Origin of the sequence: Arthrobacter oryzae (assembly GCF_030718995.1) — a bacterium.
In the GTDB taxonomy this organism is placed as follows: Bacteria; Actinomycetota; Actinomycetes; order Actinomycetales; family Micrococcaceae; genus Arthrobacter; species Arthrobacter oryzae_C.
The window spans coordinates 2,556,431-2,578,009 of sequence record NZ_CP132204.1; the positions used below are offsets into that span (position 1 = coordinate 2,556,431).

Sequence of the window (21,579 nt, forward strand, 5' to 3'; positions counted from 1 at the left end):
GCAGCTGTGACTGTTGTCACCGCTAACTAAATATGCCTTTGATCTGCGGCGGGAGAGTTCTGCAAGTAGGTACAAGCAGGCGCCGTAGGAGCAAACCCTCCCCAGGAATCTCTCAGGCCCATGTACCGCCGCGGCAAGGCAACTCTGGAAAGCAGCAGGCTGTCCGCTGGGACGTGCCTGCTCACCGACGGTGCAAGCGGAGCCATGCGTAAGCTGGTCCCCGCGGAAACTCTCAGGTCCAATACAGAGCGGGGAGGAACCCGAACCACTGCGGCGCATCCGGCGCTGCCATTAGTAATGGAGTTCCTTCGTGACGGTTAGTTCAGTCTCCACCACCTTTGTCGACCGGCATATTGGCGCCCGCCGCCAGGCCGATATCGACACCATGCTCAAGTCTGTCGGTTACGACAGTGTCGATTCGCTGGTTGATACGGCAGTCCCCAACGACATCCGCCAGGACGTTGCCCTCCGCCTTCAGGACGCCCTCAGCGAGGTTGAAGTCCTCGGGGAGCTGCGCAAGCTGGCTGCCAAGAACAAGACGGCTGTGCAGATGATCGGCCAGGGCTACTACGACACCGTGACCCCGCCGGTGATCCGCCGTAACGTCCTGGAATCCCCGGCCTGGTACACCGCCTACACCCCGTACCAGCCGGAAATCTCCCAGGGCCGTCTCGAGGCGCTCCTGAACTTCCAGACCATGGTCCAGGACCTCGTGGGGCTGCCCATCGCCAACGCCTCCCTGCTGGACGAAGCCACCGCTGTGGCCGAAGCGGTGTTGATGATGCGCCGCGCCAACAAGAACAAGACCGCCCACGACGGCAAAACCGTCCTCGACGCCGATGTGCTGCCCCAGACCATCGCCATCGTCAAGGGCCGCGCCGAGGCACTCGGCTTCGAAGTTGAGGTTGCGGACCTGTCCCAGGGACTTCCCGACGGCATCATCAACGGCATCGTGCTGCAGCAGCCGGGCGTTTCCGGCCGCGTGTTCGACCACTCCGCGGTCATCGCCGCCGCCAAGGAACGCGGCGCGCTGGTCACCGTCGCGGCTGACCTGCTCTCGCTGACCCTCATCACGCCTCCGGGCGAGCAGGGTGCGGACATCGCCGTCGGCTCCACCCAGCGCCTGGGTGTGCCGCTGTTCTTCGGCGGTCCGCACGCCGCCTACATGGCCGTCCAGAAGGGCCTCGAGCGCTCCATGCCTGGCCGCCTGGTGGGTGTGTCCAAGGACAACGCGGGAACTCCGGCCTACCGCCTGGCACTCCAGACCCGCGAGCAGCACATCCGCCGCGAAAAGGCCACGTCCAACATCTGCACCGCGCAGGCACTGCTGGCCATCGTCTCCTCCATGTACGCCGTCTACCACGGCCCCGACGGCCTGAAGGCCATCGCCGAGACCGTCCACAACCACGCCCGCACCCTGGCAGCGTCCCTGCAGGGTGCCGGCCTCGAAGTCCTGCACGGCAGCTTCTTCGACACCGTCACTGTCCGCGTTCCGGGCAAGGCCGTTGAAATCGTTGCGGCTGCGGAGGCCAAGGGCATCAACCTGCGCGGCATCGACGCCGACACGGTGGGCATCTCCACTGACGAAACCACGACGCCGGAAATCGTCGCCGCCGTCGCCGCCGTCTTCGGCGCCGAGGTTGCCGACACCGACGCCGACGCAGGCTTCGCCCTTGACGCCGCCGTCGAACGTTCCTCGGACTACCTGCAGCACCCGGTCTTCAACACGCACCGCTCCGAAACCCAGCTGCTGCGCTATATCCGCAAGCTCTCGGACCGTGACCTCGCGCTGGACCGCACCATGATCCCGCTGGGTTCCTGCACCATGAAGCTGAACGCCACGGCCGAGATGGAAGCCATCTCCTGGCCGGAGTTCGCCTCCATCCACCCCTTCGCACCGGACTCCCAGACCGAGGGCTGGCGTGAACTGATCGAAGGCCTGGAAGCGGACCTCGCCGAGATCACCGGCTACGACCAGGTCTCCATCCAGCCCAACGCCGGCTCCCAGGGCGAGCTCGCGGGCCTCCTGGCGATCCGTGGCTACCACCTGTCCCGTGGCGATGACCAGCGCAACGTCTGCCTGATCCCCGCCTCCGCGCACGGCACCAACGCTGCGTCGGCCGTGCTGGCCGGCATGAAGGTGGTTGTGGTGGCCACCGCTGCCGACGGCACGATCGACCACGCCGACTTCCAGGCGAAGATCGAGGCCAACAAGGACGTCCTGTCCGCAATCATGATCACCTACCCGTCCACGCATGGCGTGTATGACGCCGACGTCCGCGAAATCTGCGACTCGGTGCACGCGGCCGGCGGGCAGGTCTACGTCGACGGTGCGAACCTCAACGCCCTCGTGGGCCTGGCGCAGCCGGGCAAGTTCGGCGGCGACGTGTCCCACCTGAACCTGCACAAGACCTTCTGCATCCCGCACGGCGGAGGCGGCCCGGGCGTCGGCCCGGTGGCAGCCAAGGCCCACCTGGCACCCTTCATGCCGGGGGACGCGAACAAGGCCGCACACGAGGACGGTCACGGCGTGGCGATCTCCGCTTCGCGCTTCGGCTCCGCCGGCGTTCTGCCGATCTCCTGGGCTTACGTGAAGCTGATGGGCGGCACCGGCCTGACCGAGGCCACCAAGTCTGCCCTGCTGGCGGCGAACTACATCGCATCCCGCCTGAACGAGTTCTTCCCGGTCCTGTACACCGGCGAAGGCGGACTCGTGGCGCACGAGTGCATCCTGGACCTCCGTGCACTGACCGCCAAGACCGGCGTCACCGCGGAAGACGTGGCCAAGCGCCTCATCGACTTCGGCTTCCACGCACCCACGCTGGCGTTCCCGGTTGCCGGCACGCTCATGGTGGAGCCCACCGAGTCCGAGGACCTCGTGGAGATCGACCGCTTCATCGACGCGATGATCACCATCCGCCAGGAAATCGACCAGGTTGCCAACGGCGACTTCACCGTGGAGAACTCCCCGCTGCGCAACGCACCGCACACCGCGGCCGCCGTCGTCTCCTCCGACTGGAAGCGCGAGTACCCGCGCGAGCAGGCCGCTTTCCCGGTCCACCACCTGAAGCAGGACAAGTACTTCCCGCCCGTGGGCCGCATTGACGGCGCAGCAGGGGACCGCAACCTGATCTGCTCCTGCCCGCCCATTTCCGAGTTCGAAAACTAAGGATTTCCCGCGATGACTGAGAATTACACCGCGCTCTACGAAGAGCACAAGAAGCTCGGCGCGTCCTTCACCGATTTCGGTGGCTGGCAGATGCCCCTGAAGTACTCCTCCGAGCTGGCCGAACACCACGCCGTCCGCAACGCGGCAGGCCTGTTTGACCTCTCCCACATGGGCGAAGTCTGGGTCACCGGCCCGGACGCCGCAGCGTTCCTGGACTATGCCCTGGTGGGCAAGATCTCCGCCATGTCCGTGGGCAAGGCAAAGTACTCGCTGATCTGCCAGGAAGACGGCGGCATCATCGACGACCTCATCACGTACCGGCGCCCTGTTGCTGAAGACGGCACGGACAGGTTCCTGGTTGTCCCGAACGCCGGCAACGCCGTCGTGGTCGCCGAAGCACTGGCGGAACGGGCTGCAAACTTCGACGTCGTGGTGGACGACGCTTCCGCTGACACCTCGCTGATCGCCGTCCAGGGTCCCAAGGCCGAAGCCATTCTGCTTCGCCTGGTGCCCGCGGCACAGCACGAACTGGTGACCGGCCTGAAGTACTACGCCGCCGTGGAGGTTCCCTTCATGGTGGCCGGCAGCAGCAAGGACCTCCTGCTGGCCCGCACCGGGTACACCGGTGAGGACGGTTTCGAGATCTTCGTGGACAACGCCGACGCCGCAGCCCTGTGGCAGGCAATCTCGGCTGTGGCCGAGGAAGGCGAGCTCGTCCCGGCCGGCCTGGCCTGCCGCGACTCGCTGCGCCTGGAAGCCGGCATGCCGCTCTACGGCAACGAGCTCTCCCGCGAAGGCAATCCCTACGCAGCAGGCCTCGGCCCGGTTGTCTCACTCGCCAAGGTAAGCGACTTCGTGGGCCGTGCGGCGCTCGAAGCACTCAAGGCCGGCGGCGCCGGTTCCACGAGCGGCCGCAAGCTGGTGGGCTTGAAAGGCCTGGGCCGGCGTGCCGGCCGCGGCCACTACCCGGTCCTCAAGGACGGCAACGTTGTTGGCGAAGTGACGTCCGGCCAGCCGAGCCCCACCCTGGGCTACCCGGTGGCATTGGCCTACGTCGACGTCGAACACTCCGAGGTAGGCACTGCCCTGGACATCGACCTGCGCGGCAAGGCCGAGCCCTTCGAAGTGGTCGCACTGCCTTTCTACAAGCGCCAAAAGTAGCTTTGGGGTTGCGTTGGGGCTGAGATCCTCTGCATGCTGCTCCCCACCGGCTCCCTAGCCTCGCAAGCTCGGCAAGGGAACCCTGCCGGCGTGGGCCCACGTCGCTCTGACGCACTCTGCCGGATCCCAGCCCCAACGCTCTCTCACTTCCTGCAGTGTTTGGGCCAACGCTCTCTCACTTTTCGCAAACCAAACTAAAGGAAAAAACACATGGCAAAAGTAGCCCCTGAACTCCAGTACTCCGACGAGCACGAGTGGGTGGCCCGGGAAGCCGGCAACCTCGTGTCCATCGGGATTTCCGCCGTGGCCACGGACGCGCTCGGCGACATTGTGTACGTTGACCTGCCCGAGGTCGGCGCCACGGTGACCGCTGGGGAGACCTGCGGCGAGGTCGAGTCCACCAAGTCCGTTTCGGACCTGTACTCCCCGGTCGCCGGCGAGGTCACCGAAACCAACTCCGCCGTCGTCGACGACCCCGCGCTGATCAACAGCGACCCGTACGGCGCCGGCTGGCTCTTTAAGGTCGCCGCCGAATCGGACGGCCCGCTGCTCTCCGCCGAGGAATACGCTTCCAAGAACGGCGGCGAACTGTGAGCTCGGCGGGCGCTGCAGGCACCGTCGCGTTCGAGCAGGTAGTCTCGGCGTCCCTGGACTCGGACCTGTCCGCGCTGGACCCCGAGATCGCAGCGAAGATCGACGACGAACTGGCCCGCCAGCGCAGCGGCCTGGAAATGATCGCCTCGGAGAACCACACCGCCAAAGCTGTGATGCAGGCCCAGGGCTCCGTGGTGACCAACAAGTACGCCGAAGGCTACCCGGGCAAGCGCTACTACGGCGGCTGTGAACACGTCGATGTGATCGAGCAGCTGGCCATTGACCGGGTGAAGGCCCTGTTCGGCGCCGGGTTCGCGAACGTGCAGCCGCACTCCGGGGCCCAGGCCAATGCCTCGGTGATGCATGCGCTGATCAAGCCGGGCGACACCATCATGGGCCTGAACCTTGCCCATGGGGGACACCTGACCCACGGCATGCGCATCAACTTCTCCGGCCGCCTGTACAACGTCATTCCGTACCAGGTCCGCGAAGAGGACCACCGGATCGACATGGCAGAGGTGGAACGCCTGGCCCTGGAGCATAAGCCGCAGCTGATCGTCGCGGGCTGGTCCGCCTATGCCCGGCAGCTGGATTTTGCCGAGTTCCGCCGGATCGCCGACCTGGTGGGCGCCTACCTGATGGTGGACATGGCCCACTTTGCCGGGCTCGTCGCGGCCGGACTGCACCCGTCGCCAGTGCCGCACGCACACGTCACCACGTCCACCACGCACAAGACCCTCGCCGGTCCGCGCGGCGGCATCATCCTCTCCAACGACGCCGACATCGCCAAGAAGATCAACTCGGCAGTGTTCCCCGGCCAGCAGGGCGGGCCCCTGGAGCACGTCATCGCCGGCAAGGCCGTGGCGTTCAAGATCGCCGCATCCCCGGAGTTCAAGGAACGCCAGGAACGCGTCCTGGCCGGTGCCCGGATCCTGGCTGACCGCCTGGTCCAGCCGGACGTCACCGCCAAGGGGATCAGCGTGATATCCGGCGGAACCGACGTCCACCTGGTCCTGGTGGACCTGCGCAACTGCGAACTCGACGGCCAGCAGGCGGAAGACCGCCTCGCTGCCATCGACATCACCGTGAACCGCAACGCCGTGCCGTTCGACCCGAGGCCGCCGATGGTCACCTCGGGACTGCGCATCGGCACACCGGCCCTCGCGACCCGCGGTTTCGGCGAAGCCGCCTTTGCCGAAGTGGCGGACATCATCGCTGAGGCGCTGATCGCCGACGCCGGCGCGGACCTTTCCGGCCTGCGCTCACGGGTTGACGCACTCGCCGCGGCCCACCCGCTGTACCCCTCGGTTGCCAACCTGGGCTAGAGGCCGTATTACAGAAGTAACAGATCACGACGCCGGGCGGCCGCCATAAGCTGCCGCCCGTCGTCGTGCATCCGGCAGTGCAGCCGCCCACCGGCGGCTGCACCGCCCTCCGGCAGGACCATCTGCCGGACCACAGTTAGACCAAGTAAGGACCCCGGCTATGGCTGTTGGTGTTTTTGATCTTTTTTCCATTGGAATCGGGCCGTCGAGTTCGCATACGGTGGGTCCGATGCGGGCTGCCGCGGTGTTCGCTGAGGAGCTGAAGGCGTCCGGTGATCTGGACCGGGTGGCGTCGCTGCGGGTGGATCTGTACGGTTCGCTGGCTGCGACCGGGCACGGGCACGGGACCATGACGGCGATCCTGCTGGGGCTGGAGGGCTACCATCCGGAGAAGATCCTGCCGGCGGAGGTGGAGGAGCGGTTGGCGGCGATCGCGGAGTCCGGGGAACTGCAGCTGGCCGGCGCCGGTGACGGGCGGGGTGTGGCGTTGCCGTACGGGGTGAAGGACATGGTGCTGCGGCCGTTGACGATCCTGCCGCGGCACACGAACGGGATGACGTTCACGGTTTTGGACGAAAAGGGCGAGGTGCTGCACCAGGCGACGTTCTTCTCTGTCGGCGGCGGGTTTATTGTCCGTGAGGGCGAGGAGGACGCGGCCCGGCAGGAGCTGGAGGAGTCCAAGAAAGAGCTGCCGCTGCCGTTCCGGACCGCTGCGGAGTTGCTGGGCCGGTGCCAGTCCAAGGGCCTGTCCATCGGGGAGATCATGATGATCAACGAACGCGCGTCCCGGTCCGGGGAGGAGATCCGCGAGGGGCTGCTGCACATCTACTCCGTGATGGAGGAGTGCGTCGCGGTGTCGCTGAAGCGTGAGGGGCTGCTGCCGGGCGGGCTGAAGGTCCGACGTCGGGCCCCGGACTGGCATGAGCGCCTGATGAAGGAGACCCGGGACCAGGATCCTCAGGACCCGGAGTACCGGGATCCGAAGTACTGGCAGGAATGGGTCAACCTGATCGCCCTCGCCGTGAACGAGGAGAACGCCTCGGGTGGCCGGGTGGTCACCGCGCCCACGAACGGGGCGGCCGGGATCATCCCGGCGGTGCTGTATTACGCCCTGCATTTCGCGCCGGGCATGGACAAGGCGACGCAGGCGGACCGCGAGGACGTGGTGGTGAAGTTCCTGCTGACCGCCGCCGCCATTGGTGTGCTCTACAAGGAGCAGGCGTCGATTTCGGGTGCCGAGGTGGGTTGCCAGGGCGAGGTGGGCTCGGCGTCCTCGATGGCCGCTGCCGGTCTGGCCGAGGTCATGGGCGGGACGCCTCAGCAAGTGGAGAACGCGGCGGAGATCGCGATGGAACACAACCTGGGGCTGACGTGTGATCCGATCGGCGGTCTGGTGCAGATCCCCTGCATCGAGCGGAACGCGATCGCCGCGGCGAAGGCCATCAATGCCGCGAAGATGGCGCTCTGGGGTGACGGGACGCACCGGGTCTCCCTGGACGAGGTGATCGTGACCATGCGCGAGACCGGCAAGGACATGTCCTCCAAATACAAGGAAACGGCCATGGGCGGCCTCGCCGTCAACGTCGTCGAATGCTGAGCCGGTGGTCCCTGCCGGGGCTGCCTCAGTTGTGCAGGGCAGCCCACCAGTTGAGGCTCGTGGCGAATACCAGCCACGAGATGTAGGGCAACAGCAGAAGGCCGGCGGCTCGGCTGATAGGGCCGAAAAACAGCACGGTCACGGTCACCGCGATGACCAGGGCGATGATGATGGCCAGCCCCAGCCAGAGCGCCGCGGTGCCCATCACCGGATAGAGGCCGAAAAACACGGGCGTCCACGACAAGTTCAACACGAGTTGGACGGCGTAGGCAGCCAACGCTGGTCCTGTGCGTTCCGAGCGGCGCCGCCACACGAGCCACGCGGCAACGGCCATTGCGGTATAGAGCAGGGTCCAGGCAGGGCCGAACACCCAGTTGGGCGGTGACCACGGAGCCTTGTCCGCCGTGGCGTACCAGCCGTCCACATTGTTCAGGGTGGCCAGCGCACCCAACCAGGCCACCAAGGCCGAGGCGCCGAGGAACGCGACCAGTCCCATCAGCTGGACGCCTGCGCTGCGATGCCCGGAACCGGTGCCGGACCCGCCGCGGGAACCGGAAATAGGCTGTTCGTGATGGGCCTGCATGCTTCAAGCCTTGCCAGTACGGCAGGCCAAGTCAAGCCGGAGTGGACGCGGGCGAATCGGTCCGGCGGGCAGCTTCCCCGATCCTGTCAATCAGCTTCCGGCCCGGGCTCTGTTCACTGTGTGACTGGAGTGCCACCATGTAGCTATGACTGGGGGATATGACCGGGACTTCTTGCGGGCACGCCTTGAGCTGCCCAGTCCGCCGGCAGCAACGGTATTGCTTGACTACATCCATTTTTCCGTCAGGCTGCGCCCGGCGCGCAAGCTCGCCGCCGTCGTCGGCGTCAACATCCACGGACGCGAGCTGGTGGCGCTGGCCCGGGAAGGGACCTGGCATTTCGATCCCCGGGTTCCCCAGGAGCACCAGGCCGGACCGGACGTCTACAAGAACAACGCCTTTGACCGGGGGCACCTTGTCCGGCGGCTGGACCCGGTGTGGGGCGATCCGGAGACCGCCAAGGCCGCCAACCAGGACACCTTCGCCTTCACCAACGCCGCGCCGCAGGTTGACGACTTCAACCAGGGCAAGGAGCTGTGGGTGGGGCTGGAAAACCACGTCCTGAATCACGCCGACCTCAACGACGCCAAGCTCAGCGTCTTCACGGGACCGGTGCTGGCAGATGACGACCTGCCGTACCGCGGCGTGCAGATACCCCGGAAGTTCTGGAAGATCGCGGCCTGGACCACGGATGGAAAACTCGCTGCTGCCGGGTTCGTGCTGGACCAGTCGCCGCTGCTGGGAAAAGTGGAGCTCAAGAAGGCCATCCGCGAACGGCTCCTGGCCGATGAGCCGCCTCCGCTGGGCCCTTTCCGCACCTTCCAGGTCCCGATTGCCCGGATCACCGAAATGACCGGATTGAGCCTGTCCCGGCTGGAAAATGCGGACCGGCTGGCAAAAAGCCAGCGATCCCTGGGCAAGGAACCACTGGCCGTCCGGCTCGAAGCCCTTGAACAGATCCGGCTCTGAGCCCGGCCGTCAGGGAACCGCCGGTCAGCGTCCTCCTAGGGAGGGCCGATAGACTTGTGCCTTGCATGCCCGGCATGCAGCCGAAGTACCGACCGCAAAGATTGGACACCGCGCACTTGCGAGAATTTACCGCCCGCTTTGCCTCCGCCGAGGAGGTCGCCAACTGGGACAACCACGTGACTGCGAACCCGAACGGCGGCAACCTGCTTCAGTCTGAGGCTTTTGCCGAGGTCAAACAACACTTCGGCTGGAAGCCCCTCCACCTGGTCTACGAAACCGCTGACTACACGAGCTACAACCTGGTGCTGGAGAAATCCTTCCCGGTCCTGGGCAAGCTCTGGTACCTCATCAAGGGTCCGGACGTGGCAGCAGTTGAAGATATCCCGGGCATTGCCGCGGCCAATGCGGAGTTTGTGAAGCGCGCAAAGCTGGGCGTCTTTGCTATCAAGATTGAGCCGGACATCATCCTCTCGGAGGACGCACGGCGCGTGATCGAGGGCGCCGGGCTGGTTAAGACGCCCAACCTGCAGCCCAATGACTCCACCGCACTGCTGGACATCGCGCCGGAGGAGAACCAGTTGCTTCGGAACCTGCATTCCAGGGGACGCAACGCTGTGCGCCGGGCCATCCGCGAGGGCGTGGAAGTCCACAACGTGGAGCCCATCGAAGAGAACTTCAGGGCCATGTATGCGCTGATGACCACCACGGTGGAAGCGAAGTCGCAGGTCCGGGTCCGCGAGTACGACTATTACCGGCAGTTCTGGACCAACTTCATCGGGCGCGGCCAGGGGCGGTTGCTGTTCGTCTACGAGAACGGCGTTCCTTCCGTTGGGGCCTTCGTGATCAATTACGGCCGGAAGGGGACTTACAAGGACGGCGGTTCCCTCCAGAAGCGCAGCCAGTACGGAGACTCCCACCTGGTGCAGTGGACGGCCATCAACCAGGTCAAGGAACTCGGCTGCACGGAATACGACTTCTGTGGCACACCGCCCAGCGACAAACTCAAGGACACGTCCAACCCGTTCCACGGCCTGGGGCTGTTCAAGACCAGCTTCAGCAAGACGGTCACCGACTTCGTGGGCTGCTATGACCAGGTCATCAGCCCGTTGAAATACAAAGCCTGGACGGCGGCCGGCGAACGTGTCGCCCGCCAGCTGTACACCCGGCGAACAGGCCGGCAGTTCTACTAAATTCCAGTCTTAAGCCCTTGAGGAGGCCGCAATGACCAAAGCACCCGACGGTCGCCGCAGGCCGCCTACGACGCCGCTGCCCCCGACCCAGCCGCTCACCGCGTCCCAGGTGCGGCAGAACGCCGCCGCCAAGCGCATGCTGCGCCGGCTGGTGCAGGGCGAGAATCCGCCGACAGCCCCCATGAGCATTGTGGACCGGCTTGCGGGCAGCCCGTACGCCAACCCCATGATCCAGGTCGGGGGAGTGGATACCTCCGCCCGCAAGACCATCGACTTCGCGCTCCATCTGGCCGAGTCCATGTTCCGCTACGGTGCCGGTGCCCTCGAAGTGGAAACCAGTATCATCGCCGTCACGGCGGCACTGGGCCTGAAGCACATCGAAGTGGATATCACCAACCAGTCTGTTGCCATCAACTATGCGCCGAAGGACCAGCCGCCCCTCTCGCTGCTCCGGGTGGTGCGCTCCTGGACCAACAATTACGCGGGCCTGGCCCAGGTGCACCAGCTCGTCACCGACATCGTGGCAGGCGGGGTGGGCCGGGATGAGGCAGTCCGCCGGCTGGACGAAATCATCCGGGCGTCCAAGCCGTTTCCGCGCTGGATGGTTACGGTTGCCTTCGGCGTGTTCGCCGCGGTGTTCGTGGGTGTCCTCGGCGGCGGCCCGGGTGCCTCAGCCATCGCGTTCGGCTCGAACCTGCTGGTCAGCCTGCTGGCCCGGCAGCTGGGCCGCTGGCGTGTGCCGGACTTCTTCACGACGGCGTCGTGCGCGTTCCTGGTCACGTTCATCGCTTTGCTGCTGTGGCGGTTCGGCAGCCCTATCGGCATCCAGATCGCGCCGGCGATTGTGGTGGTGGGCGGCATCCTGCTGCTCCTGCCCACCGGCCGTCTTGTCTCCTCGGTCCAGGACGCCATTAACGGCTTCCCCGTCACGGCGGCGGGCCGGTTCCTGTCCACCATGCTGACCTTCGGCGCCCTCGTGGCCGGGATCTCGGTGGCCTTCGTGTTCGGAGCCATGATGGGCATGGAGGAAATCGACGTCACGGAGACATTCCCGCCTGCGTATGACTTCTGGGTTGTAGTGATCCTGATCGCCATTGCCGTCGTAGCGATCGGCGTGACGGAACAGACTTCGTGGCAGCTCCTGCTCCCCACCGCCGGAGTGGGCGTCGTGGGGTACATGGTGCTGCTCGGCGCAGAGCTGATCGGCATGGGGGCGAGGTTTTCGCCAGCCGTGGCGGCCGTGGTCATCGGCCTCATGGCCAGGGTGATCGCCCTGAGGATGGGAGCCCCGCAGCTGGTGGTGGCCGTTCCCGCGGCGCTGATATTGCTCCCGGGCCTCACTATATTCCGCTCCATGTATGTGTTGACCATCGAAGAGTCGGAGATCCTGGTGGGCGCCGGGGGAATGCTGAACGCCGGTGCGATCGTGCTGGGTGTGGCCGCAGGCATCGTCCTCGGGGACACGCTGGCCCGCCCGCTCACGCGGAGCCTGGCAAGTAACGAGCGCCGCCGCGCCCGGCGCCGCTAGCTGCACCTGTCCGAGGGCCGGAGGTGCAGCTACCAGCTGTGGGGGCCTAGACCTGGCCGATGGGAAGCTTCTTTTCGGCCTGGAAGTCGTCCTCCACCCGCCCGGTGGCCCAGTAACCGGACAAGGACACCTGTGAGCGTTCAAGGCCCCGTTCACGGTAGAAAACCTCCCGGAGGGACTTCATGTAGCCCCGCTCGCCATGGGCGAAAACGTGCACCCGGCCGCCGGGCCACTCGGCGTCCCGGACCGCGCTGACCAGGAGGCGGCTGCTTCCGGCGGGGGTGCCGTTCCGCGCCAGCCACTGGACCTGCAGGCCGGCCGGGGCCTTGATGGGCTGGATATCGGCGTGGCTGTCCACTTCAAGGAACGCCAGGCCGCGGGAGTCCGTCGGCAGTGACTCGATGGCGGCGGCGATGGCCGGCAAGGCGGCCTCATCGCCGGCGAAGAGGTGCCAGTCCGCGGCCGGGTCCGGGTTGTAGCCGCCCCCCGGACCGGTGAACACCAGGCTGTCGCCGGGGCGGGCTGTCGCCGCCCAGGGACCCGCCAGGCCCTCGTCACCATGGATGACGAAGTCGATGGCCAGTTCCCGGGCCTCTTCATCCACCCAACGCACCGTGTAGGTCCTGGTGTGCGGCCACTGGTCGCGCGGCATCGTTTCACGGATGGCCCAAAGGTCCAGGGGGAGCGGGTACTCGACGCCGGGCTGCGGGAAGGCGATCTTCACGTAGCGGTCCACGTAATCGTTGTTCACATAGCCGGAGAAGCCGTCACCGCCGGCCACGATCCGCACCATGTGCGGTGAGAGCTCCTCGCGCCGCAGGACCGTGAGGTTCGTCTGGGGACGTGATTTTCGGCTTGCTGACGTGGCGGCAGGGAGGGAAGTCATGGAAGTAAGCCTAGGCTAAGAAACCGGGGGAAGCTCCCAGTTGACGGGCTCCGAACCCTGTGAACGGAGCACCTGGTTCGCCTTGCTAAACGGGCGCGATCCAAAGAATCCGCGCGCGGCGGATAACGGGCTGGGATGTGCGCTGGTGAGCACCGGAGTGTTTCCAAGAAGCGGCCGGACACTCTCGGCATCCTTGCCCCACAACACGGCCACCAGGGGCGCCGGATTGCCGTCGGCAGCACGGCGCCCGGCGACGGCGGCGATCGCCGCCGTCGTGATTGCTTCCCAGCCCTTGCCGCGGTGCGATCCTGCGGCCCCGGCGCGGACTGTCAGGACCCGGTTCAGCAGGAGCACGCCTTGGTCCGCCCACCGGGTGAGGTCCCCGTGGACGCGCGCCGGAAGGCCGAGGTCGGATTCGAGTTCCTTGTAGATGTTTGCGAGGCTGCGCGGAATGGGCCTGGTGTGCCCCTCCACTGCGAATGACAGTCCGATGGGGTGGCCCGGCGTCGGGTAAGGATCCTGGCCCACGATGAGGACCTTGACGGCGGCCAGCGGCCGTTGAAAGGCGCGCAGGACGTTCGACGGCGACGGCAGCACCTGGTGCCCGGCCGCCACTTCAGCGGCAAGGTACTCCAGAACGCTGCGCAGCTCTGCCTCGACAGGAGCCAGCGCGGCGGCCCAGTCTGCCGCCATCAGGCGGTCCATCGGCAGGCCCGCCATCTCAGCGAATCCCACCGCCTCAACGGCAGGCTTCAGCTCGAACAAGGCTTCAGAATCAAACACGAGTCCATTCTCGCAGGGGTGTGCTGTGGAAGCTGGCGGGCGGCACTGGCTTTTGCGTAGGCGCCGTCTCAGCGAGGAACGAGCGAGGCGCCGGCAAAAGTCAGTTGTGCCGCCTCACAAGGGCATGTCACCGGGCGTAAATGACAGGCGTGTTATTCGCCCGTACCATGGAAAGTGACTTTGACCGGATCAAGTGAAGGATTTTGCCGTGGCCGAACCAGTGCGCGATGACCTCTCACTGGCGGGCATAGGCAGCGAAAATGCGGGGATGGCATACTCCCTGCCCGCACCGCAGCCGGGCTCCAGGCTGAGCGGGCGGGACCAGCAAATGCTGGCGCTCGAACGGCAGTGGTGGAAGTATGCAGGGGCCAAGGAGCAGGCGATTCGGGAGCTGTTCGACCTCTCCGCCACGCACTACTACCAGATCCTCAACACTCTGATTGACACCGAGGACGCCCTGGCCCACGACCCCATGCTCGTGAAGAGATTGCGTAGACTACGTACGTCACGCCAACGGGCACGCACGGCGCGCCGTTTGGGTTCTGACGCTTAACAGTCAGGGCCGGGCAACCAGCGAGAACCAACAAGGACATCGTTTTACCATGACCAAATACGCTCGGGATGAATTCGACAGGGTCCCGGAGACCTCCTCACGACAGGGTGTACACCGGGTCGCCTCCGAATCCTCCCGGCGCAGGCTGGGTCCGATCCTGGCCGTCGGCGTTGTGGCGCTCGCCATCGGACTGGTTGCCTTCCTTTTCCTGCCGAAGCTGGGAATTACTCCTTCCGGCAGCCCGCTGATGGCGGCAGGGTCAGCGCTCAGCAGCCCTTCGGCTTCCGCGGAGACGCCCCAAGGCACGGCGTCCCCGGGTGCCGAACCCAGCGCAGACCCGAGCGCCGTGCCCTCCGCCAGCGAGACGCCGTCAGCCGGCAGCTCACCCTCGGAAGTTCCTGCCGAGGCGCAAGCCGTCGATAAGACCCAGGCCGTGGCGGTCTACAACGGGACCACCACAGCGGGGCTTGCCGGCCGTGTGAGCAGCACCGTGGCAGGCGAGGGCTGGACCCTGGGCCCGGTGGGCAACTGGGGCGGAATGCCGCAGCAGTCCTCCGTGATCTACTACAGCGGCGCTGGGCAAAAAGCGAACGCCGAGGCGCTGGGGGAGCTCCTGAGCATCACCTCGCTGGTGGACTCCGCCGAGTTCCAGCAGCCGGTGGTCGTGGTCCTCGGGCCCGGGTTCCAGTAAGGGAATTCGGTTACGCCTGAATAACTATTGGTGGCGCGCAGGCCTCGGTCCTGCACCCGGCAAACGGCAATGGCTACAGTGATTCCGGATGCCGCACCACAGCGGACCGTCCCAACGGCGCACAGTGACGTGGGCCGATCAAAGCAACCGGAAAGTGGGCAACATGGCAACGGGAACCGTCAAATGGTTCAATGCCGAAAAAGGCTATGGCTTCATTACCGTTGACGCCTCCGGAGACGACGTCTTCGTGCACTGGTCGGCCATCGAAGGCGAGGGCTACCGCGCCCTCGACGAAGGACAGCGGGTGCAGTTCGAAGTCGGCGAAGGCGAGAAGGGTCCGCAGGCAGAAAACGTCCGGCCGGCCTGATGCTCTCCACCGCGGCAATGCATGGCACAGGCATCCCCGCCCGCCCTGTTCGGCCCCGGCTTCGGATATCCGCAACGCTGGTTCTTGCGGCCGGAACGGCGCTCGTGCTTGCTGGCTGCTCCGGTCCGAGCGGCAACGTCCGGGTTGATGCCGTGGACGCCGGCGGCGACGGCACGCTGCGTATAGGGCTGATGCTGGATAACACCGGGAAGCAGTCGTTCCTCAACTCCGCGCAGCTTGCCGCGGCCAAACTGGCGGTCCAGGAGATCAACGCCGCAGGGGGCCACAAAGGGCGGCCGGTGGAACTCCTGCCCGAGAACATCAGCGAGGACGCAACCGCCCAGGCGAAGGAGCTCGTGGCGGCCAAGGCGGATGTCGTCATCGGCCCGACTGACTCCAGCCGGGCCCCGGGGGCAATCGATGTCCTGTCGCGGGCCAAGGTGGCCATCATCTCTCCGGCAAACACGGCGCACGGACTGACCAGGTACCGGAGCGGCGGATATTACTTCCGCACGTCGGCGGCGGACGTTGCCCAGGCTCCCGTGCTGGTCAAGCTGGCCAAGGACAGCGGGGCCCGGACAATCGCCATCCTGCACGAGGACGACACCTACGGCAAGGACGTTTCAGTTGCCGTCGCCGCCGCGGCGAAAGCAGCCGGCCTTGGGACCGTGGCAGAGGCCGCCTTCACGTCCGGCCAGGCGCAGCAGGCGGCTGCAGCTGCCAAAGCCGCAGGCCCAGACGCCGTCGTCCTGGTGGCCCGCGCCGGAGCCCAGGGCGCCATAGCCGAACTCAACAACGCGGGGCTGGCCGGCAGCAAACTGATCCTCAGTGACGGTGCGATCAACCAGTACGGATCGGCCCTCGGATCCAAGGCCCTCGAGGGTACCCGCGGCATCCTGCCGGGCATGTTCCCGTCGGCGCACTTCCAGGGCGAGCTGGTGGCGGTTGATCCCGGACTCAAGGACATGACGTTTGCCGGGGAAGCATATGATGCCGTGAACCTGGCTGCCATCGCAGCGGCCGCGGCGCAGGACGACGCGGGCTCGTCCATTGCCGCGCAACTGGTTGCGGTCTCCGGACAGCGCGGCCCCGGCGGTGTCGACAAGGGAACTGTCCAGCCGTGCAAGACCTACAAAGAATGTGCCGACGCCATCAGGGCCGGCAACCCGGCGGATTACGACGGCGAGTCCGGGCCGATCAGCTTCGATACCAACGGCGATATCACCGCCGCCAACTACATGGTGTTCAGCTACGGCGCAGACAACAGGGCCCGGATGAGCGGAAGTGAAACGTCCGCCCGTGCCGGCGGCTGATCGCTCCTAGCGTAGTGCGGGCCGCAGGAGGGCTTTCCGCGCAATCCCTGCTTGCACTCTCCCCGGGGGAGTGCTAATTATTGATTTAGCACTCCCACGGACTGACTGCTAATTCGACGCCCGGTTCCGGCCGGCTGCGGAGAGCGGGAAGGACCAGGAGCGAAAGAAATACCTTGCTGGGGTGAGATCCCATCCGCGCGGCATACAGAGGCCGCCGGTGAAGGGTCGTCCGTCGCGGGCACCGCAGTGAAGGTTCATTCTTCACGACTGTCCCGAAAGGACTACTGCCGTTATGGCCAAGATCATTGCATTTGATGAAGAGGCACGCCGCGGTCTTGAGCGGGGCCTGAACATCCTCGCCGACGCCGTCAAGGTCACCCTCGGCCCGCGTGGACGCAACGTCGTCCTCGAAAAGAAGTGGGGCGCCCCCACGATCACCAACGATGGTGTTTCCATCGCCAAGGAGATCGAGCTGGACGATCCTTACGAGAAGATCGGCGCCGAGCTGGTCAAGGAAGTTGCCAAGAAGACGGATGACGTCGCTGGCGACGGCACCACCACGGCCACCGTGCTCGCACAGGCCCTGGTCAAGGAAGGCCTGCGCAACGTCGCGGCCGGCGCTGATCCGCTGTCCCTGAAGCGCGGTATCGAGAAGGCTGTTGAAGCCGTCACCACCGAACTGCTCGCGTCCGCCAAGGAAATCGAAACCAAGGAAGAGATCGCTGCCACGGCATCCATTTCCGCCGGTGACGACGAAATCGGCGCGCTGATCGCTGAGGCGCTGGACAAGGTCGGCAAGGAAGGTGTCATCACCGTCGAGGAGTCCAACACTTTCGGACTCGAGCTTGAGCTCACCGAAGGCATGCGCTTCGACAAGGGCTACATCTCCGCTTACTTCGTCACCGATGCTGAGCGTCAGGAAACGGTCCTTGAGGATCCGTACATCCTGATCGTCAACTCGAAGATCTCCAACGTCAAGGAACTCGTAGCTGTCCTCGAAAAGGTCATGCAGTCTTCCAAGCCGCTGCTGATCATTGCCGAAGACATCGAGGGCGAGGCCCTGGCCACCCTGATCGTCAACAAGATCCGCGGCACCTTCAAGTCCGTCGCCGTCAAGGCTCCGGGCTTCGGCGACCGCCGCAAGGCACAGCTCGCCGACATCGCCATCCTCACCGGCGGCCAGGTCATCTCCGAGGAAGTCGGCCTCAAGCTTGAGACCGCCGGCCTGGAACTCCTGGGCAGGGCACGCAAGGTTGTTGTCACCAAGGACGAGACCACCATCGTCGAGGGTGCAGGCGACGCCGACCAGATCGCCGGCCGCGTTTCCCAGATCCGCGCCGAGATCGAGAACTCCGATTCGGACTACGACCGCGAGAAGCTGCAGGAACGCCTGGCCAAGCTGGCCGGCGGCGTTGCAGTCATCAAGGCCGGTGCCGCTACCGAAGTCGAGCTCAAGGAACGCAAGCACCGCATTGAGGACGCTGTCCGCAACGCGAAGGCTGCTGTTGAAGAAGGCATCGTTGCCGGTGGCGGCGTTGCCCTGATCCAGGCCGGTGCCAAGGCATTCGCCAACCTGCAGCTCGAAGGCGACGAAGCAACGGGCGCTAACATCGTCCGCGTTGCCATCGACGCACCGCTGAAGCAGATCGCCTTCAACGCCGGCCTCGAGCCGGGCGTTGTTGTGGACAAGGTCCGCGGCCTGCCCGCAGGCCACGGCCTGAACGCTGCAACCGGACAGTACGTTGACCTGCTGGCTGCCGGCATCAACGACCCCGTCAAGGTCACGCGCTCTGCCCTGCAGAACGCTGCATCCATCGCGGGCCTGTTCCTCACCACCGAGGCCGTAGTGGCCGACAAGCCGGAGAAGAACGCTCCGGCCATGGGTGGCGGCGACGAGATGGGCGGCATGGGCGGGTTCTAATCCTCCCAACCTCGCTAACGCGCAAAAAGTGCGGCTCCCTCGATTCGAGGGGGCCGCACTTTTGTTGCAGCAGGAAGGCCCGGGACTATTTGCGGGCGGAGGCCAGCATCCCTTCAACCTCCTTCTTGAACTCCTCCGCGGCGGCGGAAGGCGACTTGCGGTCGTAAAGGACCTCGTCGGTGTAGCGCTTGATGACGTTCTGCACGCTGCCCGATCCGACCGGCGGCACAGGGGGTGCCTCGGCCATGTCGGGGTTGATGTCCTGGAGGAAGCCGACCACGGTGGTGTCAGCCGCTTTGAGCTTGGGCGTGATGTCCGCGAGAACTTCTGAGTTGGCAGGGATGCCGCGGTCGGTCATCAGGATGGCTCCCGCGGCGGGGCTGTTTGCCAGGTAGTTGATGAACGTTGCCGCTGCCTCCGGGTTTTTCGACCTCGACGACGCCGACCAGAACATGGTGGGTTTGTAATACATGCCGTTGTCTGCGGCCCGCCCGTCCGTGCTCGGGGCGCGAAGCATCCTGATGCTGCTTCCCGTGGTGGTCTCCAGAGACCCGAGCTGGTTGGTCCACCACCAGGCCATGCCGATCCGGTTGGTGCCGAACAAGCTCTCTTCCAGTCCCGCTCCGGCGTCCTCGGTTGCGACGCTCGCCGGCGGGCTCGCTTTCGAATCGCGCTGCTTCTTCAATCGCTCCCAGAACGACGCCGCAGTCGCCGTGTCGAAGTCCAGTTTGCCGTCCGGCGAGTACAGGTTCTCGCCGTGCTGCCGAAGCCAGATGATGAGGTCGGCTTCGTTGCTGCCATAGGCGGCGCCATAGGTGGAGCCCCCGCCGGACTCCGTGAGCTTCGTAGCGATGCTGTTGAAGTCGTCCCAGGTCCAAGTGGAGTCATCGGGCAACGGGACGTCGGCGGCCTCGAACACCTTGGTGTTAGCCATGATCACGTAGGCGTTCTTGCCGGTGCTGAGGCCGTACTGGGCGTCGTCGTACTGGCCGGAGGCGAGCTGTTCCTTGTCCATTTTGGAAAGGTCGATGCCGTCCTGCTTGGCCAGGTCCAGAAGGGCGCCGCGGCCCCCGTACTCGGCGATGTACTTTTGATCCATCTGGATCACGTCCGGCGCATCATTGGCCGCTGTGGTGGTTGCCAGTTTGTCCCAGTACCCTCCCCATTCCCCGGGCGCCGCCTTGATCTTGATGTTCGGGTGCTCTGCCTCGAACGCCTCAATGACCTTCTGGGTCTGGGCATTGAGGTATTCGTTGCCCCACCAGGCGAAGGTCAAGGTGACTTCCTTGTCTCCGCCGGAGCCTGCTGACCCCGCGCATCCCGTGACGAGCAATGCAAGGGCAGCGGCGGTGGCTCCTATCTTCAGTCGTAGCCTGCTTCCGGACGAGATCTTCATTGATACGCCTTCCTGTGTACTGCCGGTTGAAATGGTCTGGCACGGCCGAAAACCGCGCAGTGAGCTGCAAAGCGGACTTACAAAACGTGCAAGGGAGCCGAGATGAGAAAACGCTTTCTGGCTGCGAGTTCCGATTCTTGCACGCGCGCTTTCCGGGTGTCAACGATTCCGGGTAAGCGTTTTCCGGCGCGTTGCAGGAAACGCTGCCGCGGACAAGGCAAACCACAATGCCGGGCCCGTCTGGCAGGATAGTGCGGTGACGATTACTGCAGCAGCCGACGGTTCGGCTTTAGGAAACCCCGGTCCGGCCGGATGGGCCTGGTACGTGAACGACGATTGCTGGCGGGCGGGCGGCTGGCCGCACGGCACCAATAACCAGGGCGAGCTGATGGCCGTGCTGGATCTCTTCCGTTGCACGGAGCACCTTGCTGAGGAGGAGCTCCATATCCTGTGCGACAGCCAGTACGTCATCAACTCAGTGACCAAGTGGATGCCCGGCTGGAAGCGCAAGGGCTGGCGGAAGGCCGACGGCAAGCCCGTCCTGAACGTGGAGCTCCTGCGGGAAATCGACCAGGCCTTGAGCGGCCGCACATACCGGTTTGAGTGGGTCCGCGGCCATGCCGGCCATGATTTGAACGAGGCTGCCGACGACCGCGCGCGTGCTGCGGCCACTGCCTACCAGCAGGGCATTGCGGTACGGTCAGGGCCGGGCTTTGTCCGCGGGGCCGGCACTCCCGCAGCCGCCCCTGCCAAGGTGCCGGAGCGGAGGGAATCCCTCACCGTTGCGGGAAGCCGCAGTCAGCCGGACCTCTTCACCGAGCCGGACCTTTTCAGCGAACTGGACACGGATCCCTTCGCAACCCCGGCGGGGCCCGAAGCAGCTCCCGAGGCAGTGGTTGAGGCACTGGAACGGGAGCTGCTGAGCCCGGACACCCGGGCCGATATTGGCCGGACCGGTGTGCTGCTGCACCCGGAGTTTACTGAAATCGGCAGCTCCGGGCGGCTCTGGACGCGGGACGCCATGATGATGGCACTTGAGGAGAACCCGGGTGCGGCTGTTGAACTGGAGATCATCGGGGCGGACCGGGTGGGGCCGGAAGCAGTGCTCCTGACCTACCGCAGCAAGGACCGGACGGGATCCGCGCTCCGTAGTTCGCTCTGGGTGCTCGACGGCACCCGGTGGCGCCTGCGCTTCCACCAAGGCACGCCGGAGGCTTAGTCCAATCAGCCGCTGAACCGCTGCGTATTGCCCTGTTCCGCCTGGGCGTACGTGGCGGCTGCCGAGGCCAGGGCCATGTTGATGGAAGCGAGGGAGGCCTCCACCTTCCCCTGGGTGAGGGTCCACTCCGTGATGAGCCCCTGGAAGTTGGTGGCCGCCGATCCACGCCACGTGCCCTGCAGCTCGTCCAGGCCCCTCTTCATGGCCTGGACGTCCGCGCTGATTCGGTCAACTGTGGCTTTGACGTTGGCTGATTTGAGCTGGAGCAGTTCGGTGTCAACTGAGATGATGCTCATGGTTAGTGCCCTTCGACGCTGTTCGGAAGCTTGTTCAAGC

Annotated in this window: 19 protein-coding genes and 2 riboswitches; of the genes, 14 read left to right on the forward strand and 5 right to left on the reverse strand. The window is 65.5% G+C overall.

The window, feature by feature from the left end; translation table 11 throughout:
* The first annotated feature begins 39 nt into the window (after window positions 1-39).
* A riboswitch (glycine riboswitch) is annotated at window positions 40-138 on the forward strand.
* 1 nt (window position 139) lies between these two features.
* A riboswitch (glycine riboswitch) is annotated at window positions 140-257 on the forward strand.
* Between the two features lie 53 nt (window positions 258-310).
* The 5 genes from gcvP (at window position 311) to Q8Z05_RS11810 (ending at window position 7,846) form a co-directional block, all read left to right on the forward strand.
* Complete coding sequence (gene gcvP, locus Q8Z05_RS11790) at window positions 311-3,169, forward strand: aminomethyl-transferring glycine dehydrogenase (RefSeq protein WP_305939825.1); 2,859 nt, start codon at window positions 311-313, stop codon at window positions 3,167-3,169.
* A gap of 12 nt (window positions 3,170-3,181) precedes the next feature.
* Window positions 3,182-4,330 (forward strand): glycine cleavage system aminomethyltransferase GcvT, encoded by a 1,149-nt coding sequence (gene gcvT, locus Q8Z05_RS11795; protein ID WP_305939826.1) that lies wholly within the window; start codon window positions 3,182-3,184, stop codon window positions 4,328-4,330.
* Window positions 4,331-4,540: 210 nt separating this feature from the next.
* Window positions 4,541-4,924 carry a glycine cleavage system protein GcvH gene (gene gcvH, locus Q8Z05_RS11800; protein ID WP_305939827.1) on the forward strand — a complete coding sequence of 128 codons (384 nt, stop codon included), beginning with the start codon at window positions 4,541-4,543 and terminating at the stop codon, window positions 4,922-4,924.
* On the forward strand, window positions 4,921-6,249 hold the full coding sequence (gene glyA / locus Q8Z05_RS11805) for a serine hydroxymethyltransferase (protein WP_305939828.1): 1,329 nt from the start codon (window positions 4,921-4,923) through the stop codon (window positions 6,247-6,249). The genes gcvH and glyA overlap by 4 nt, the downstream gene beginning before the upstream one ends.
* A gap of 160 nt (window positions 6,250-6,409) precedes the next feature.
* Entirely contained in the window at window positions 6,410-7,846 is a 1,437-nt protein-coding gene (locus Q8Z05_RS11810; protein ID WP_305939829.1) for an L-serine ammonia-lyase, read from the forward strand.
* Window positions 7,847-7,871: 25 nt separating this feature from the next.
* Here Q8Z05_RS11810 and Q8Z05_RS11815 read toward each other — a convergent pair whose 3' ends face one another.
* Window positions 7,872-8,429, reverse strand: a complete 558-nt coding sequence (locus Q8Z05_RS11815) for a TspO/MBR family protein (protein WP_305939830.1) — start codon at window positions 8,427-8,429, stop codon at window positions 7,872-7,874.
* 145 nt (window positions 8,430-8,574) lie between these two features.
* On the opposite strand from Q8Z05_RS11815, the gene Q8Z05_RS11820 reads away from it, so the two are divergent.
* From Q8Z05_RS11820 to Q8Z05_RS11830, 3 genes are all read left to right on the forward strand, one after another.
* On the forward strand, window positions 8,575-9,396 hold the full coding sequence (locus Q8Z05_RS11820) for a DNA/RNA non-specific endonuclease (RefSeq protein ID WP_305939831.1): 822 nt from the start codon (window positions 8,575-8,577) through the stop codon (window positions 9,394-9,396).
* A gap of 116 nt (window positions 9,397-9,512) precedes the next feature.
* Window positions 9,513-10,586 (forward strand): lipid II:glycine glycyltransferase FemX, encoded by a 1,074-nt coding sequence (locus tag Q8Z05_RS11825; RefSeq protein WP_305939832.1) that lies wholly within the window; start codon window positions 9,513-9,515, stop codon window positions 10,584-10,586.
* A gap of 31 nt (window positions 10,587-10,617) precedes the next feature.
* A complete protein-coding gene (locus Q8Z05_RS11830; protein WP_305939833.1) occupies window positions 10,618-12,114 on the forward strand; it encodes a threonine/serine ThrE exporter family protein in 1,497 nt (498 codons plus the stop codon).
* A 46-nt stretch (window positions 12,115-12,160) separates the two neighbouring features.
* Here the strand turns inward: Q8Z05_RS11830 and Q8Z05_RS11835 are convergent, their stop codons facing one another.
* Both Q8Z05_RS11835 and Q8Z05_RS11840 read right to left on the reverse strand, forming a co-directional pair.
* A complete protein-coding gene (locus Q8Z05_RS11835; protein ID WP_305939834.1) occupies window positions 12,161-13,000 on the reverse strand; it encodes a siderophore-interacting protein in 840 nt (279 codons plus the stop codon).
* Window positions 13,001-13,015: 15 nt separating this feature from the next.
* A complete protein-coding gene (locus tag Q8Z05_RS11840; protein WP_305939835.1) occupies window positions 13,016-13,783 on the reverse strand; it encodes a uracil-DNA glycosylase in 768 nt (255 codons plus the stop codon).
* A 268-nt stretch (window positions 13,784-14,051) separates the two neighbouring features.
* Between Q8Z05_RS11840 and Q8Z05_RS11845 the strand changes: the two genes are divergently transcribed.
* The 5 genes from Q8Z05_RS11845 (at window position 14,052) to groL (ending at window position 18,628) form a co-directional block, all read left to right on the forward strand.
* The gene (locus tag Q8Z05_RS11845; RefSeq protein ID WP_305943547.1) at window positions 14,052-14,336 is read left to right on the forward strand and encodes a DUF3263 domain-containing protein; all 285 of its coding nucleotides are present in this window, start codon (window positions 14,052-14,054) and stop codon (window positions 14,334-14,336) included.
* 49 nt (window positions 14,337-14,385) lie between these two features.
* A complete protein-coding gene (locus tag Q8Z05_RS11850; protein ID WP_305939836.1) occupies window positions 14,386-15,027 on the forward strand; it encodes a LytR C-terminal domain-containing protein in 642 nt (213 codons plus the stop codon).
* Window positions 15,028-15,190: 163 nt separating this feature from the next.
* Window positions 15,191-15,394, forward strand: a complete 204-nt coding sequence (locus tag Q8Z05_RS11855; RefSeq protein ID WP_305939837.1) for a cold-shock protein — start codon at window positions 15,191-15,193, stop codon at window positions 15,392-15,394.
* Window positions 15,394-16,707: an ABC transporter substrate-binding protein gene (locus Q8Z05_RS11860; RefSeq protein WP_305939838.1), complete on the forward strand. Its 1,314-nt coding sequence runs from the start codon at window positions 15,394-15,396 to the stop codon at window positions 16,705-16,707. The genes Q8Z05_RS11855 and Q8Z05_RS11860 overlap by 1 nt, the downstream gene beginning before the upstream one ends.
* Before the next feature lie 292 nt (window positions 16,708-16,999).
* On the forward strand, window positions 17,000-18,628 hold the full coding sequence (gene groL, locus Q8Z05_RS11865; RefSeq protein WP_305939839.1) for a chaperonin GroEL: 1,629 nt from the start codon (window positions 17,000-17,002) through the stop codon (window positions 18,626-18,628).
* 85 nt (window positions 18,629-18,713) lie between these two features.
* Here the strand turns inward: groL and Q8Z05_RS11870 are convergent, their stop codons facing one another.
* Window positions 18,714-20,024 (reverse strand): ABC transporter substrate-binding protein, encoded by a 1,311-nt coding sequence (locus Q8Z05_RS11870; protein ID WP_305939840.1) that lies wholly within the window; start codon window positions 20,022-20,024, stop codon window positions 18,714-18,716.
* A gap of 256 nt (window positions 20,025-20,280) precedes the next feature.
* Between Q8Z05_RS11870 and Q8Z05_RS11875 the strand changes: the two genes are divergently transcribed.
* The gene (locus Q8Z05_RS11875) at window positions 20,281-21,243 is read left to right on the forward strand and encodes a ribonuclease HI family protein (protein WP_305939841.1); all 963 of its coding nucleotides are present in this window, start codon (window positions 20,281-20,283) and stop codon (window positions 21,241-21,243) included.
* Window positions 21,244-21,248: 5 nt separating this feature from the next.
* Here the strand turns inward: Q8Z05_RS11875 and Q8Z05_RS11880 are convergent, their stop codons facing one another.
* Window positions 21,249-21,539, reverse strand: a complete 291-nt coding sequence (locus Q8Z05_RS11880; protein ID WP_305939842.1) for a WXG100 family type VII secretion target — start codon at window positions 21,537-21,539, stop codon at window positions 21,249-21,251.
* Window positions 21,540-21,579: the final 40 nt, after the last annotated feature.

Bases quoted from the DNA above. Each gene is read 5' to 3' on its own strand.
- Q8Z05_RS11880 (WP_305939842.1), bottom strand. From the start codon at position 21,539: ATGAGCATCATCTCAGTTGACACCGAACTGCTCCAGCTCAAATCAGCC.
- gcvT (WP_305939826.1), top strand. From the start codon at position 3,182: ATGACTGAGAATTACACCGCGCTCTACGAAGAGCACAAGAAGCTCGGC.
- Q8Z05_RS11860 (WP_305939838.1), top strand. From the start codon at position 15,394: ATGCTCTCCACCGCGGCAATGCATGGCACAGGCATCCCCGCCCGCCCT.
- groL (WP_305939839.1), top strand. From the start codon at position 17,000: ATGGCCAAGATCATTGCATTTGATGAAGAGGCACGCCGCGGTCTTGAG.
- Q8Z05_RS11830 (WP_305939833.1), top strand. From the start codon at position 10,618: ATGACCAAAGCACCCGACGGTCGCCGCAGGCCGCCTACGACGCCGCTG.
- Q8Z05_RS11855 (WP_305939837.1), top strand. From the start codon at position 15,191: ATGGCAACGGGAACCGTCAAATGGTTCAATGCCGAAAAAGGCTATGGC.
- Q8Z05_RS11810 (WP_305939829.1), top strand. From the start codon at position 6,410: ATGGCTGTTGGTGTTTTTGATCTTTTTTCCATTGGAATCGGGCCGTCG.
- gcvH (WP_305939827.1), top strand. From the start codon at position 4,541: ATGGCAAAAGTAGCCCCTGAACTCCAGTACTCCGACGAGCACGAGTGG.
- Q8Z05_RS11850 (WP_305939836.1), top strand. From the start codon at position 14,386: ATGACCAAATACGCTCGGGATGAATTCGACAGGGTCCCGGAGACCTCC.
- Q8Z05_RS11815 (WP_305939830.1), bottom strand. From the start codon at position 8,429: ATGCAGGCCCATCACGAACAGCCTATTTCCGGTTCCCGCGGCGGGTCC.
- Q8Z05_RS11870 (WP_305939840.1), bottom strand. From the start codon at position 20,024: ATGAAGATCTCGTCCGGAAGCAGGCTACGACTGAAGATAGGAGCCACC.
- Q8Z05_RS11835 (WP_305939834.1), bottom strand. From the start codon at position 13,000: ATGACTTCCCTCCCTGCCGCCACGTCAGCAAGCCGAAAATCACGTCCC.
- Q8Z05_RS11845 (WP_305943547.1), top strand. From the start codon at position 14,052: ATGGCATACTCCCTGCCCGCACCGCAGCCGGGCTCCAGGCTGAGCGGG.
- Q8Z05_RS11820 (WP_305939831.1), top strand. From the start codon at position 8,575: ATGACTGGGGGATATGACCGGGACTTCTTGCGGGCACGCCTTGAGCTG.